The following is a 14513-nucleotide window of genomic DNA, read 5'->3' as shown; positions in this document are numbered from 1 at the left end:
GTATTCACAAATTAAATAAATAATCATGGCTATTAGAATAACCGCTCCAAGTCAGCCAAGTATTCAAGTAAACTCTTTGCCTTATTCTCTAGCAGTAACAGCGATCGCAGACAGTAACACAAATACTGACGTTCGATTTAAACTCAACGGCACAGTGGTTGGGACAGATACATCCGCAACTAATGTCGGCACGACGGCAGCACCTCAATATCAATTTGGGCTAGTTATTCCTATTAATAGTGCTGGCGTTCACGTCATTGAAGTCGAAGATATCACCGGCACAATGCCTCCGGTAGTTCGATCGACAGCTCAAGTCACTTTTGAAGTCAAGGTCAACTCACCAACAATTGCGCTACGAAATCCTATTCTTTATTCAGGGCAAACTGTAGTAGTTGCTGATGTAGAATATCCGCCAACCAACTCTTTTGTCCGCTTCACTCTCAACGGCTCAATTATTAAAGAAAGTCCGTGGATTCCTTATGAAACAGCCATCACCCAAAATGGAACTCTACGCGCTGATTTGATGGTTGGCACGAGTGTTGTTGCGACCGCTTCTCGTGAGGTTTCTCTTATTCCTCCAGAGCCGGCAATCGTTGGGCCACAAGGTCCGATCGGCTTAACCGGCCCGGCTGGCCCGATCGGACCTCAAGGCGTTCCCGGCGAAAAAGGCGATCGTGGTGATGTTGGTCAGTCAGGAACTCCCGGCGCAACAGGCGCTCAAGGAGCAACTGGAGCTGCTGGTAGTCCTGGCGCTCAAGGAATTCAGGGAAATCCCGGCGCGACTGGTGCGGATGGTATGCCCGGTGCAGCAGGTACACCCGGTGCTACCGGCCCGGCTGGTGCTACCGGTCCGCAGGGTATTAAAGGTGATCCAGGAAATCCCGGCACTCCCGGTGAACCCGGTACAGCAGGTGCGATCGGGCCCGCTGGTGAAACAGGAGCACCAGGTCAGAAAGGCGATCAAGGAATTGCCGGTGCTGCTGGCGCGACTGGTGCGATCGGTCCGATCGGCCCGAAAGGTGATCAAGGAAATCCCGGTGTTGATGGCGTAGCAGGTTCTCCCGGTGTAGCCGGTGAAAAAGGCGAAGCAGGCAGTCAAGGAATTCAAGGCATTCAAGGTTTGACGGGCCCGGCTGGCAATCCTGGCCCTCAAGGAAATCCAGGCATTCAAGGTGAACCGGGCGAACGTGGTTTACCAGGAACTCCCGGCGCAACTGGTGCTGAAGGTTTACAGGGTCAGCCTGGGATTGCCGGCCCGCAAGGCGAGAAAGGCGATATTGGTAATCCAGGAATGCAAGGCGTTCCCGGTGAGAAAGGCGATCGAGGCGATCAAGGTCTAGTTGGCGCTACTGGCTCTCAAGGAAATCCAGGTTTAACCGGTCCACAAGGCAGTCCCGGAATAAAAGGCGATCGTGGCGACCAAGGCATTCCCGGTGATATGGGCGCAACCGGCCCGGCAGGTTTAACCGGCCCGCAAGGCGCTCCCGGCATAAAAGGCGATCGAGGTGATCAAGGAATTCCCGGCACGGTCGGCCCGACTGGCGATCAAGGTTTAACCGGCCCGCAGGGTGCTAAAGGCGATCGTGGAGATCAAGGTTTAGTTGGTGAAGCTGGCGCAACGGGCCCGATCGGTTTAACCGGCCCTCAAGGTTCTAAAGGTGATCGGGGCGATCAAGGTATCGCTGGCGATCTCGGCCCTGTTGGTCCGATCGGTTTAACCGGCCCGCAAGGTTCTAAAGGCGATCGTGGCGATCAAGGCATCGCTGGCGACATGGGTTCTGTCGGCCCGATTGGTTTGACAGGGCCACAGGGTTCTAAAGGCGATCGTGGCGATCAAGGAATTGCTGGCGATATGGGCGCTACTGGCGCTACTGGCCCGATCGGCTTAACCGGCCCCGCAGGTCAAAAAGGCGATCGCGGTGATCAAGGAATTCCAGGCGAAATGGGTTCGCAAGGTTTGCAAGGTAATCCCGGCACTCCCGGCGAACGTGGAGAGCAAGGGATTCAAGGCACACCGGGTGATATCGGCCCGACTGGTCAAATGGGGCCGGCTGGTGCAATAGGGCCACAAGGTGGAACAGGGCCACAAGGTCCTCAAGGACGACCCGGCTTGATTTGGCGTGGAAATTGGAGCCCAACATTCCAGTACGCCATGTTTGATGCTGTTGCCTACAACGGAAGCAGTTATATTGCCACCGGCCCGAGTTTGAATAATCCACCGCCGTCGATGTTCTGGACTTTGGGAGCTAAACAAGGCGATCAAGGTTTGCAAGGACTTCCGGGAGCTAAAGGTGACACAGGAGCGATCGGCCCAACTGGTTCAACTGGCGCTGCCGGAATTCAAGGTGCAACTGGTCCCGCTGGAACACAAGGGCCTCAAGGTTTGAAAGGTGATACTGGTTCAACAGGTGCAACTGGAGCTACTGGTGCAACTGGTGCGATCGGTGCAACTGGAGCGCAAGGAAATCCAGGTGTCGCTGGTGCAACTGGTGCGATCGGTCCTAAAGGTGATGTTGGGGCGGCTGGTGCGACTGGTACTCAGGGAATCAAAGGTGATACTGGCGCTCAAGGAATTCCCGGCGCTGCGGGTGCAACTGGCGCTAAAGGTGAGGCAGGAGCTACTGGTGCAACTGGCGCAGCGGGAGCTACTGGTGCTCAGGGTGTTATGGGTCCGAAAGGTGCAACTGGTGATACTGGTGCAGCGGGCGCTCAAGGAATTCAAGGCGTTGCTGGACCAACTGGACCAACTGGAGCTACAGGAGCTACGGGTGCAACTGGCGCTACTGGTCCGGCTGGACCAGCAGGAATTGTTTGGTCAGCACCAATTTCTTTGCCTTTATCGTGGAACGTAACAGGCAATGTAACCTATCAAACCTGTGGCAAATTAGTTCGAGTTAACGTAGATGTGCTTATCCAATATGCCAACATTTCCGGCATGATTATCTGTGGAAATATGCCAGCTACTGTCTTTAACACCTGGTTCCATTCCACAGCATTGATTTTCAAGCCTGACTTAACAATTGCTGCTACTGGTCAATGGGGATTGATGAGATTCCAACCAAATAACCGAGAGATTGCTCTTATGTTTGACAAAATCGTGAACGAACAAATCCGATGCGTCAGCAATTTCATCATGGCGGTTAACTAATTTCTGAGTTCTGTAGTTTCATAGCTCTGTTTTCTGATAAAGCAGGGCTGTGAAGCTAAGACTATTGAATTACCACAAAAATTAAAATGCTTCCACAATTACCAAACACTTACAGTCCAGCAAAGGAATATCCTACAGGTTTCTGGTTTAGCAGTCCTAAGCTCAACGGAATTAGGTGTATTTATCACAGATTTGGTGCTATAAAGGGATTAAGAAGCCAGACTTTGACTACGCGATTCGTTGGTATCGATCGGCTTGAGTTAGCTTGTCAAGGTATCTGTGATGCTAACAATCTCTCCTTTATGGATGGTGAGTTATTTATTCCCGGCAAAACACTGGATGAACTTACGGTATTGGTACGCGATCGAACCAACTATGACCTTGCTGATAAGTTTGCTGTAGAGTTTAGAGTTTCTGCTGTTGTTGAAACAACAAATCCTAATCTGACAGGGCATCAAATGATTACTTTGATGCGACAAAACTTCCCTCCGCTGGGAATGGTGAGCTTTATACCTCAAGAATTGATTCGCAGTACACCGCTCGGAATTCTTGATGAATATACAAAAATAGTGAATTCTGGGATTTCTGATGAAATATTTCTCAGAAATCCTGATTCAGTTTATTCAGAAGTGCGATCGGATAACTATCTGAAAGTGAAGGGCATCACAAGCGGAATTTTTACTGTTGTTGGATTCACTCAAAATCCTGTAGTAAATTTCGTAAGTTATATGTCAGTTGAAGGCATGGTGAATGGAGTTAATAAAATTACTCGTGTTTACGGCTTGAACGAGGAAGAGGAACAGGATTTGTGGATAAATAGAGATTCCTATATGGGTAAACAAGTCCAAATCGTTTATATGGGGTTAAGTGCTACAGGGAATTTACGAACCCCTGCTTTGGGTCGATTCGTTTAAGGAGCAAGTTTGAATTATGTTGCCACAATTAGCAAATACTTACAGCCCAGCGAAAAACTATGGTGTTGCTGAATGGTTTAGCAGCCCTAAACTAGATGGAGTCCGCTGCTTATATGAAAATATGACGAGTGGATTGAGAAGCCGATCGGGATTGACTCGATATTCAGGACTGACTGAGATTGAGGAAATATGCGAAAGTATCCGAGCGAGTAATAATTTATCTTTTATAGACGGTGAGTTGTACATCCCTGGAACTCTTTTTGATGTTATCTCAGGAATTGTCCGCAGTAGAAAAACTGTAGAATCTGTAGTAGCAAATAAACACAAAGTTCAGTTTCGCATCTTTGCGATCGGGTTCAATCAATTTCCGACAATGGAGACAGTTCATGAAGTAGATCAGGTCAAGCAAATTTTCCCGACAATGGGGAAAGTTAGCTACGTCCCTCAGAAATTGATTGAAAATAATCCTTTGGTAATCCAAACTGAAGCTGAATTGGTCAAAAGTTCTGGACTCTCAGATGAAGGGATAATGCTGCGGAATCCGAACTCTGTTTACTCCGGGGTTCGATCGAACAATCTCCTAAAAGTGAAAAACTTTGTTAAGAACAACTTTACGGTGGTTGGGTTTACCAAAGGTAGTGGCAAATATGCCAAGTCTCTGGGTAATTTACTGATTCGGGGAATGATTAACGGTCAAATTATCAATAGTCGAGTCGGCACAGGATTTACTGACCTGGAGCGATCGACAATATTTGCAAACCAAGCTGATTATTTAGGCAGAACGCTGGAAGTAGTTTATCTTGGCGTGACCGCTACAGGCTCTTTACGGCATCCAGTATTCTCGACATTTGTGTGAGCCAAAATAGACGCAGAAAAAAGCTTGAGTAGTGTACATCTACTCAAGCTTTTTTCTGTCTGGTTCAAAACTATTTGACGATTCCTACCAGTTCCGGGATTTTCCCCGCTAATTTCCAGCCTGTGCTAGGCGAGTAAACCGGAGTGCTAGCGTTAACTCCCCAGCCCGCTAGTTCACTTGTTGGTACTTCAACGAAGGAACTATCAGGGGCTTTGATTTGCCAGGTTTGCTCAGGATGACTCAAGGTTTTTTGCGGTAGCAATTCGGCTGGAATAGGAGGAGGCTGAATAGCAGCAACAGGAGCAACAGGAGCGACTGATTGAGCAGTAGATTCAGCAGCAGGTGCAGGCTGTGGTTGGCTTGGATCTGGCTGAACTAAAGTCAAAAAGTTTTTGCTGAAAGTCAACTTAGGTCTGCGAGAAGCTTTAAAAGTGGTAGCTTCTCCAGTCCGAGGGTTGCGCCCTTGACGTTCAGGTCGATCGCTAGCTTTTAAAATCCCTAACCCTTCCAACGGTAATTTTTCACCGTTGCGGAGAGTGAGTGACATGAAGGCTACGGCTGAATCCCATACCGCGCTGATGGTACTTTCAGCAAATCCAGTTGACGCTTTTACGTGGTCAGTTAAGGCAGACATAACTAATCTGTTCGGATGACTAATGAATATTTTAATTATGCACCATCAAATGATTAATTTGGTGGTAAACCAAAATCTTCTGGCTTATAAAGACCTGCTGGGAACTTGCCTTCTAAGAAATCAATTTGTTCTTGAGAGAGCGATCGGTTATAGAGCCGAACTGTTTTGGTGATGATTTGTCCGCTATCTTCCATATACTTGCCGTTGGTGTAACAGCGCATCTCACGAGTTTCCCCGATCGCAACTTTACTTTGGTACTCTTTCGGTATCCATCCAAGGGGGAAGTATCCGACATTTCTGGTACTTTCAGGAAAGCTCATATCTACCGCAAGTTCCATTCGTGCTGCGACTTCTCCGGCAGCAGGCTTCATTCGTTGGACAACGCGAACAAGTACATTTTGCCCTTTCCATTCACCTCGACTCCAGACACTTGGAGTTTGTCTGTGAACGTTGTATGCGTTGAAATAAGGCAAGGTGTCGGGGTTTTCTTGTAAATCTGTCACGATTTCTTCCCTGAATAAGTTGAATACAAGTGATCCGGTGCTGAGCTCAGTAGCATTAGTATGAACAGCTCGCCAATATGCAGCAGCCCAACTTTTTGCGCTGAAAGCCTCACCGTTGGCATCAGCTAATTGTTCAAGAGCAGAGTTTTTGAGAGCTTGAAATTTTGCCGACACCTCACGGATTTTGGTAGTATCCCCATCATTTTGGTTTTTCCATTCGATCGCAATGCTCATTTCTGCTCGATATGCAAAGCGTTGTTCAAAAGCAAAGTCTGTTTGCTTTTGATCGACTACAACACCGACAAAAAGCGCATTCTCAAAGGAGTTGATGTCGATGTTGGTTTCCAATTGAGCTGGTCGCCAGTAGGTATTGACAACTCTGACCAGGCGGGAAATAGTATCGATCGCATCGTCGGCAACGGCACAGGGGCGAGACAGATAAACCGCATCCTCTTTAAAATCTTTGAGCCACGGAATTTTGCCCGCGTCTCCGAGAGTGTTGAGATAGTCAGTAACAGCCTGCAAACCCTTGTCATTATTCGGATATGCCGATTTTAATGAGTCAACCGCAATTTGTAATTCCTGACTGAGAAAGTCAATGATTGACATTTCAGTGGGAGCTGTCTGCATCCCACCAGGAGGAATCAGCAGCACTATTCCTTCAACTCCCGCACCTCGCGCCCGACCGAGAAGTGAGGCAACAATTCCAGTGCTATCGTTCATGCTGTTGATGGCGACTTCCTGAAGAGTTCCAGGCAGTGCCATTTTTGGAAGCTTGTCAACCGATGGAGGTTTGTCAAAGTTGGCGATCGCATCTCTCAGAGCTGGATACTCTCTGGATGCGATGAGCTGAACAAAGTCGCCGTCAAAGTCTCTGCCCAAATTCAGCATGAGTTTTGTCGAGGCTGCCATCAATCCATAGCCTTTGGCATAAGTGCCTTCATGACGGTTGATCCAGAGCTGACAATCTCCCCAATGCCTCATAGGATTGCAAAATACGATGTATTCGCCGATCGCCATCCCCGGTGCACAGAAAACTTTTTCCGTAAAAGTGGTTACGTTGTTCTCATCCGTACTTTCGTACTTTTGGAAATACTCATCAGGTTGGGACATGAGTGACCAGAAACGAACTCCGGCTGCTTTGGCTAAGTTGAGCCAAACTGCGCGAAGTCTTTCTGCTACCTTGCCAGTTATGTACGGATGCAGTAACAGTCTGCCTTTTATGTCATATTTGATAATCTCCATTGCAGTATTGATATATTCAGCTTCGGACTGAATACTATCGCCTTGTTCACGTTCTTGTGCTGCTTCTTCTTGATGGATTCGGAGTTCTTTAGCCAAGGCTTGAATTGAGTTAGTAGCAGCAGCTAATTTCTGACATTTCTCTCGTAGCTTGGTAATAATATTGTCTTGTTCCAGAGTTTCAAATTTAAACCATTGAAACAGCATCCAGCCTGCTTTTGCGGTGCGCTTTTCTGCTTCAAATACCAGCCCGCATAGCAGTTTATCGGTATAGTTTCCGAGTGCTGGTTTTTTGCCTTTTAACGAACTCCAAGGAATGACCAAATCATAGCCTGATTCATCTAACAGAGGATTGTAGGCGATCGTCCCTTTTGCTACCCATTTTTTAAATGCAGCTATCCTAAACTGAATAGGAATATCAGCATCAATTTCATCAGTGTCAAATTCTACTGTTCCTGCGCCTAATATCTCCATAAATTCTCTGGAAGCTTTGGCGTGACTGTCTCCGCTGTTCCAATGCCGTTTATTTACTGGATCATCTTGAGGATTGCCATTAGCATCTCTGGCTGTATCATCAACAATCACATAATTGAATTCTCGACCTATTAAATGTTTGCATCCTGTGTGAAGAATACTGCCGTAAATGATTCGTTTCCATTGTTCTGTTACTAATCCTCCATAGTAATCACTCCCGATCGGAGCTAGATTGAATGTAAACCTACCATGATTGCGAGAGTTACTAGCTAAATCCAGTTGATATCGATCAGTTTTATCCACAATAAATGGATTCAGCAGTGTAGGACTTTTTGTATTTTCTGGGATTTCACCAATACAAAATCTATCTTTGCCAACATCTTTGTGTAACCCTGAAAGCAGAGTATTTCGCAAAGTTACTTTGGGAGTATTTGACCATTCTTTTGCAACACAGTCCCACACTGACCAAACAGCAGTTGTTGCTACTTTTGCCAGTGTTTCGTCTGCGCCGTACCAGTCGTAATTTAGCTCATAAATTGTTGGCATCTGTTTAAATGAAGTCCATAAAATTGAGTCTACCTGTTGCTATTCTAGCAACTTTGTCAGGTCCTAATAATGCTGCAATTTCTTCTTTTCCAGTGACTTGAATTGGATTATCAGGATTAGTTAAATTATAACAAATTGCATACTCATTTTTTGGATCTAATCCGAGTCCTATGATTTGGCTCATAGCAAGTTTGGCATTGTCGCGCATATTTTTAGCTGAGAGTTTGAACTGATCCAATATTTCGATCGCATTAGTTTCGTACATGGTAGCTACTCTCAGATTGAATCTGTTAGGATTATCCACTAAATCTCCAAAGACATAGAGAGTTTTCGACAAAGCAGTTTTATTTCGCATCGCTAAAATGATAATGATTGAGACAATTAAAATCGGCCCTGCCATTGCAATCAGAAACATCCAGGCAGTAACATTCATATTACTGGTTCCAAAAACAGTCATCAACAAAGCTTCGTTAATTTTCAAAGCAGAAGCAGCAAAAAATCTTAGTGCTTCAGCCCCTGAACTGCCAGAGACTTTGAGAACGATCGAAGTTACGCAATGAATAAGAGCTGTAATTAAACTTGCTGGAATTCCTGCCAAATTCATGCAAGTCGTTAAAAACCAACTTGCTATGCTAGAAATTATGCCTGCTGTAATTCCTACTGTCGCTAAACCACTTCCTACAGCAACGATCGGCGCTATCACCGGGACAATTATCAAAGCACTCGCATTTACTTTGATACTTCGCATTGATAAGATTTGATCGTTGTAAATTGAGTTGATCTCGTAGTTGCTATTACCTATTACTGTACCTGTACCTGTACCTGTACCTGTTCCTGTTCCTGTACCTGTTCCTGTACCTGTCGTAGAGCGTACAATTCTTGGAGAAGGGATAGGTGCATCACCCATAGCAACTAAACTTCTAGCCACATTGTTGTATTTAGATCGCGTTCTACGTCGATCGTCTAATTTTAGTCGTTCATCTTGCAATTCTTGGTAATATTTATCTCGTAATCTTCTAGCTTCTTCCTGCATTAGAAGCTTTTTTTGATTAATTGATCTCCAAGCCTCATCCATAGCGTAGTTAATTTTTACCCCGGTTTTGGACAATTCTGGGAGATTTAAGCTATTGTTGAAAGCATTTATGACATCACCATAGATACCTTTCTCTGTACTTGTAGAAATTAATCCAGCCAACGCTCTTTCACCAGCACCCGCTAAATTGGGATAAAGTTTGCTGTTGTAGGCACGGTTGATGCCGTGGGATGTTTCCAAAAATGCTGTTCCACATTGAGCTATCAGAAGAGGAAATGCTGCTACATTCTGCGATGACTGAAGCCAACCTAAAAGAACTTTAGCCGTTGGATGAGCCAACAATCCCTGAGTCAGCGGTTGCTCCAGGAGCCATTGCTGAGGAGCCTCCATTATCTTTTTGACTTCACTAACTCCTTTTAGTGATTGAAAATTAGCCCAAACATCATCGAGTGGATTGGTAGGCATAGTAAGTGTGGTTTGAGATATTTTTAACAATATTATAATTCAATTCACACACTTAATGCCTACCGTCATTAGCTAATTTTAAGAATTAGACTTTTTCAAACTTTCTAGTTTAGCAACTCTATCGCATTCAGTCAGTTCAGGAGTAGAGTTTCGGGCTAGCCAGATCCATGTCACCTCATGAACTTTTGCTAATTTATCAAGTTCTTCCCACAAGTCTTGATTAGCGTTACGTTTCCAACCTTTAGCCATTGTGTTTACGACGTAGCTTGAATCCGAAAACAGTGTCACCTTACAAGGCTTCTTGAGAGCTTTCAACGCTTCAATCGCTGCTGTCAATTCCATTCGATTATTGGTAGTGGTTGTATCAGATTGACCACTAATCATTTTCTTGTTAGTTTTGTCTGGAATTGTGAGTAATGCAGCCCAACCACCTGGCCCTGGATTCCCTGAGCAAGCACCATCACAATGAATATTAACCACACTTTTTGTTTCAGTTACAGTTGTCATTACTTTTAACCAAAAAGAACATCAAAATCTAAAAGCGAAGCTACCTAAAACCTGAATTATTGCTATAATATAACAAAGAATTGGGTGGATTTATGTCAGAATACACAGATTTGTTGAGAGAATATGCGCGTTTATCGGTTATCAATTCTGGATTGTCGATCGAGAATTCGGAATTATTGAGCGAGAATTCTGAACTGTTAATAGAAAGTTTGAGGGTAAAAGCAGAAAATCTAAGACTGACTGAGCGGTTGGAACAAATGAACTATTTAGCAAGAGCAATGTATAACGATTTCAAACTCGATCAACCACATGGAAACTTGACAGAAAATAATAGAGAATCCTTAGAGTTGGAGAGTGGCGGGACTATCTATTTAGTTCAGTATCTCGATCGAAATGGAAAATCCTACATATCAACAGAAGGTTTTACACCAGAAGGTGACATAGCCCCTAAGCTTTATTATTTCGGCTATGCGGTCTTTTTCATGGTAGAAGAACTGGTACGACAAGAATTTAATAGTCTGCCTGAGAGATTTTCAACGTTGTTCGATCGAAACCCAAAGTTTATGAACTATGTAGTCAAAGAATTTGAACGGGTGATGGCATATTATTTATAAGTCCAGCGAAGAAGTTCAGCAGTCAAAGAACAAAAATTTGATATTCATTTAGAAACTAAGGAAGTTTTACTTATGGACGATCGTACCAAACAACGGTTTGAAACAACTTGACGACCAATCGCTTTCATAGATAACCCCTGACTCCGCAAACTACGAATGCGTTCTCTCAAAGCTTCAATTTCAGCGGTCGATGGCGCTACGCCCTTCGACTACGCTCAGTGCAAGGCCCCGCAAGCTACGAGTAGATGGTTCGACTTGCTTAGGCTGTAAGTCCCATGCTCTGATACTGCGCTGTACCTTTCCTGCTGTCGTGTGGGTATGTTTGGCTATCTCGGAATAAGATAGCCCTAGACGGTACAAACGGATTTGTTCTTCTAGATTGCTCATCTCTTTCGCAGAATTATTAATATTGAAGTAGAGAAGCTAGAAACTGGAGACGCATCAAAGGAACAGTCGCTTGGGGAACGCAGATCGACAGACCTGCTAAGTTGATTGCTTCTGCCCTGCCTGGAGTTCTCCGTTTTACTCCTGGCTCGGCTGGCGGGGGATTGAATCGCCACCAGTGGTCATAATGCAATCCAGCCATGTACTCGGGAACGCCATCATCCAAAGGCATAGTTCTGGGTTTAGTTTCTGGGTAGCTGGTAAACGATTTTGCGATTTCAATCTGTGTTCCAATGTGTTTTGACCAGCCCTCCCACCTTTTCCGTTGCTGGATGCCAAAGTGGTTGGCGTAGGCAATGATAAAGACTCTTTGCCTCTCATGTACCGCACCGCACTCCGACGCGCTGATAACTTCAACTTCTGTTTCGTAACCGCCCATTCTGAGTCCGGCAATAATTGTTCGTAGCCCTCGATCGATAAGCCCGACAGGATTCTCCACCAATACAAAACTTGGTCTACCGAGTATGACGCATCGGAGTGCTTGGAACCATAAACTTGATTCGATGTGAACGAGTCCGGTTTTTGTTCCGGCTCTGGATGTACCTGTGCAAGGGAACGAGATTGTATAGACATCGGCTTTATTTTTGATTGGTAGGTAATCACAAATATCGGAATGGATTGGAATATTAGGGAAGTGAGTTTGTAGAACTTTTTGAGAATATGGGTTTTTTTCTACGAATTCGATCGTCTCTAATTTAATCTGAGAATTGGCGTTAACTAAACTCCCTGCTAATTCCCAAGCTCCTATTCCCGCAAACAAATCAACGCATTTCAGTTTCATTTTAGTAACTTTATTTTAATTCTATCATTTTCACTTCGTGTTTGGGAAGTAGTTTCTAATCAACAACTGTGACTAATATGACTAAAATTGTAATGATTTCTGGCAGTCGCTCAATCAAAGATATCACCGCTGGATTACCATCAATTGATCGAATAATGGAGCTAAAGTTTTCGATAATAGTTGGTGATGCGGGAGGCGTAGACAAGTTAGTTCAAGAATATCTGCGTCGATCGAATTACCTGAACGTTAAGGTTTACTTTGCTTTGTGGAACGGCAACGGAAAACCGAGAAATACGACGGGGTATGAAACGGTTGGAGTTGCAGGGAACTATGTCGATCGAGACAAGATGATGTGCTCAGTTTGCGATTACGGTTTGGCTCTCTGGGATGGCAACAGTCGTGGAACCAAGGATAACATCGATCGAACTGAAAGGAAAACCAAAATTATCAGAATTTGAGGCAATTGAGGTTGGTTGGTGAGGGTCGCTTCGCGATAAGGGAGTGACCTATCACTTGTAACTATCATGACTATTGCTGTAGAACAATTTGATTTCGATAAATTCACGACTGAGAAAGTTAAATTTGCGATCGATATTGACCGCGAAGTTTTCAATGTTAGTGAAGGTCTAACCGATCATTATGACCAACTTGACAATTCTCCGCTTTGGCGAGGCAAGTTTTCTGTTGAGGAATATCGGCAAATGTTATGGCAACAAATCCAGCAGCATTTACCCAGATATTTCAAAGTCAGATTAAAAGGTTTCTATGAGCCTAATTTAGTTCCTGATTCAGATATCTTTCGATCGGTCATGGAATTAGCTCATGCTTATCGGGATACAGGTCGGCTCAAGCTGATTTATATTTCCGATCGCTCTCATGCTGAACTTGTCGCCAGATGCGTTGATTATTTGGCAAATCAGGTTCTAAATTAGATCGGCTGTACCAGGAAAGGAATTTATGTCTTTTCCTGGTAAGAAGCCGAGGTTTTCAGCGATACCGGAAATTAATCTTGGGTAAGAAGCTGTTATCTGACTATTCTACCACGCAACATCACAACCACAATTCTAATATTAAGAAAATCATGTCAGACATTCACATCAATCCAATGAACCTTTTTCCTTATGATGTCAACAGACGACAAGGAACTTACTTCGATCGAAACGGCAAGCGAGTTAGCGATGAGTGTTTGAAATGGCATTATGCTATTGCTTATGAAGGCACAGACATTCGCTTGGCAACTTGGGCTTGTAAACAGCGGAAAGAATTGACCAATTTAGCTACTTATTTTGATGGAGCAACAGTCGAAGAAAAACGTCAAATTATTTGGCACAAAATTCACACTCAAACAGTTAATAGACATTTCCTTCGTTTCTGTGAGAGACATAGAAATGAACCTTTATTTCTTTGGTATGTGAGTTCTTACGACTTACCTACTGCTCAATTCATCAAAAGATTTCTGGAATGGTATTGGTCAGAATACCCGATAATCAACGCTTAATCGAACTGTGGCTTCTTGCACGCTCGCGGAGTCGAAGGGCGCTTCGCGATAGAGACAAGAGTTTTTATTGCGGAGTTTGCCATGAGTTTAGTTACAGTTAAACCAACAGGAAAGAAAGTAGTTACCCTGATTTCCCGCCCTCGCCCTGACCAGTCTCAGTTTGATTTGTCGGTTAACGAGAATTTGGTTTGGCGAGGCGGTGTCTATGTTTGCGTAGATGGTAGGAAGGAATATCCTTTCTCTTGCGAACTCCCGTTATCTGTCAATGGCGATCGCATCCAGGTAGGTAGCCTTTATTCGACTGTCTGCGGGGTAGTTACGGTTAAGTCGATCGTCCGTTCAGTAACAGTCAGTCAATATTTTGAGTATATTGTCGAAACTGAAGAAGGAACTGAAGAAAAACTTCTGTCCTGGGAATTCGATAGCGCTGTCTAACTTTCATTTCAAGAATCTTAAGATGTTTATCCAGACAGTTTGAGGTTCTTGAATGCTTCGCTGAGGAGTGCAAATTTGAGGCAACTATTATGACAGTAATCGCAATTGATAGACTACAATCTGCTAATTTTGGTATCTCTGACACAATTGGCAGACATTGTAAATGGCGCGATGGTGTGTTTATTTACAAGAACAGTGACGGGGAAATGTATTTTCAATGTGAATTGCCGTTGTGTCAGAATGGCGATCGAATTGAAATCGGTAGTTTATACAATACCTCTGTTGGAATTGTCCAGGTTCTAGCTATGAATTTAACTAGCCACGTCAATCAAGCTTTCATCTACATAGTTCTTGATGAAAATGGCGATCGCACTGAAACTCTTCATGGTGATGAGTTTATCAGTATTTTCTGGTAATTC

15 protein-coding genes are annotated in these 14513 nt (G+C 44.4%); 9 read left to right on the top strand and 6 right to left on the bottom strand.

The genetic code is table 11. The annotated features are described in order from the left end of the window. Nucleotides 1-25: 25 nt before the first annotated feature. The 3 genes from QUB35_RS12945 to QUB35_RS12935 all read left to right on the top strand — a co-directional run bounded on the left by QUB35_RS12945 (nt 26) and on the right by QUB35_RS12935 (nt 4918). The gene (locus QUB35_RS12945; RefSeq protein WP_333142290.1) at nt 26-3148 is read left to right on the top strand and encodes a hypothetical protein; all 3123 of its coding nucleotides are present in this window, start codon (nt 26-28) and stop codon (nt 3146-3148) included. 86 nt (nt 3149-3234) lie between these two features. After that, on the top strand, nt 3235-4062 hold the full coding sequence (locus QUB35_RS12940) for a hypothetical protein (protein WP_333142289.1): 828 nt from the start codon (nt 3235-3237) through the stop codon (nt 4060-4062). Between the two features lie 16 nt (nt 4063-4078). After that, on the top strand, nt 4079-4918 hold the full coding sequence (locus tag QUB35_RS12935) for an ATP-dependent DNA ligase (protein WP_333142288.1): 840 nt from the start codon (nt 4079-4081) through the stop codon (nt 4916-4918). A gap of 70 nt (nt 4919-4988) precedes the next feature. Here the strand turns inward: QUB35_RS12935 and QUB35_RS12930 are convergent, their stop codons facing one another. From QUB35_RS12930 to QUB35_RS12915, 4 genes are read right to left on the bottom strand one after another with little or no spacing between them, the layout of a single operon-like run. After that, nucleotides 4989-5552 carry an HU family DNA-binding protein gene (locus tag QUB35_RS12930; RefSeq protein ID WP_333142287.1) on the bottom strand — a complete coding sequence of 188 codons (564 nt, stop codon included), beginning with the start codon at nt 5550-5552 and terminating at the stop codon, nt 4989-4991. A 53-nt stretch (nt 5553-5605) separates the two neighbouring features. Beyond that, a complete protein-coding gene (locus QUB35_RS12925) occupies nt 5606-8317 on the bottom strand; it encodes a hypothetical protein (RefSeq protein ID WP_333142286.1) in 2712 nt (903 codons plus the stop codon). Nucleotides 8318-8321: 4 nt separating this feature from the next. Next, a complete protein-coding gene (locus tag QUB35_RS12920; protein WP_333142285.1) occupies nt 8322-9845 on the bottom strand; it encodes a hypothetical protein in 1524 nt (507 codons plus the stop codon). Between the two features lie 48 nt (nt 9846-9893). After that, nucleotides 9894-10322 (bottom strand): RNase H family protein, encoded by a 429-nt coding sequence (locus QUB35_RS12915; protein ID WP_333142284.1) that lies wholly within the window; start codon nt 10320-10322, stop codon nt 9894-9896. 92 nt (nt 10323-10414) lie between these two features. On the opposite strand from QUB35_RS12915, the gene QUB35_RS12910 reads away from it, so the two are divergent. Beyond that, entirely contained in the window at nt 10415-10936 is a 522-nt protein-coding gene (locus tag QUB35_RS12910; protein WP_333142283.1) for a hypothetical protein, read from the top strand. Between the two features lie 180 nt (nt 10937-11116). Here the strand turns inward: QUB35_RS12910 and QUB35_RS12905 are convergent, their stop codons facing one another. Both QUB35_RS12905 and QUB35_RS12900 read right to left on the bottom strand, forming a co-directional pair. Next, the gene (locus tag QUB35_RS12905) at nt 11117-11323 is read right to left on the bottom strand and encodes a hypothetical protein (RefSeq protein ID WP_333142282.1); all 207 of its coding nucleotides are present in this window, start codon (nt 11321-11323) and stop codon (nt 11117-11119) included. Between the two features lie 16 nt (nt 11324-11339). Continuing rightward, entirely contained in the window at nt 11340-12161 is an 822-nt protein-coding gene (locus tag QUB35_RS12900; RefSeq protein ID WP_333142281.1) for a DNA cytosine methyltransferase, read from the bottom strand. A gap of 77 nt (nt 12162-12238) precedes the next feature. Here QUB35_RS12900 and QUB35_RS12895 point away from each other — a divergent pair, with 77 nt between their 5' ends. From QUB35_RS12895 to QUB35_RS12875, 5 genes are all read left to right on the top strand, one after another. Continuing rightward, nucleotides 12239-12619 carry a hypothetical protein gene (locus QUB35_RS12895; protein ID WP_333142280.1) on the top strand — a complete coding sequence of 127 codons (381 nt, stop codon included), beginning with the start codon at nt 12239-12241 and terminating at the stop codon, nt 12617-12619. A gap of 66 nt (nt 12620-12685) precedes the next feature. After that, on the top strand, nt 12686-13093 hold the full coding sequence (locus QUB35_RS12890; protein WP_333142279.1) for a hypothetical protein: 408 nt from the start codon (nt 12686-12688) through the stop codon (nt 13091-13093). A gap of 77 nt (nt 13094-13170) precedes the next feature. After that, entirely contained in the window at nt 13171-13659 is a 489-nt protein-coding gene (locus QUB35_RS12885) for a hypothetical protein (protein ID WP_333142278.1), read from the top strand. An 81-nt stretch (nt 13660-13740) separates the two neighbouring features. Continuing rightward, a complete protein-coding gene (locus QUB35_RS12880) occupies nt 13741-14094 on the top strand; it encodes a hypothetical protein (RefSeq protein WP_333142277.1) in 354 nt (117 codons plus the stop codon). Nucleotides 14095-14183: 89 nt separating this feature from the next. Further along, nucleotides 14184-14510 carry a hypothetical protein gene (locus tag QUB35_RS12875; protein ID WP_333142276.1) on the top strand — a complete coding sequence of 109 codons (327 nt, stop codon included), beginning with the start codon at nt 14184-14186 and terminating at the stop codon, nt 14508-14510. The last annotated feature ends 3 nt before the right edge of the window (nt 14511-14513 follow it).

The organism is Microcoleus sp. B13-B6 (genome assembly GCF_036705405.1).
In the GTDB taxonomy this organism is placed as follows: Bacteria; Cyanobacteriota; Cyanobacteriia; order Cyanobacteriales; family Microcoleaceae; genus Microcoleus.
Note: the sequence above shows the minus strand (reverse complement) of the source record. Positions and strands in the feature narration are given on the sequence as shown.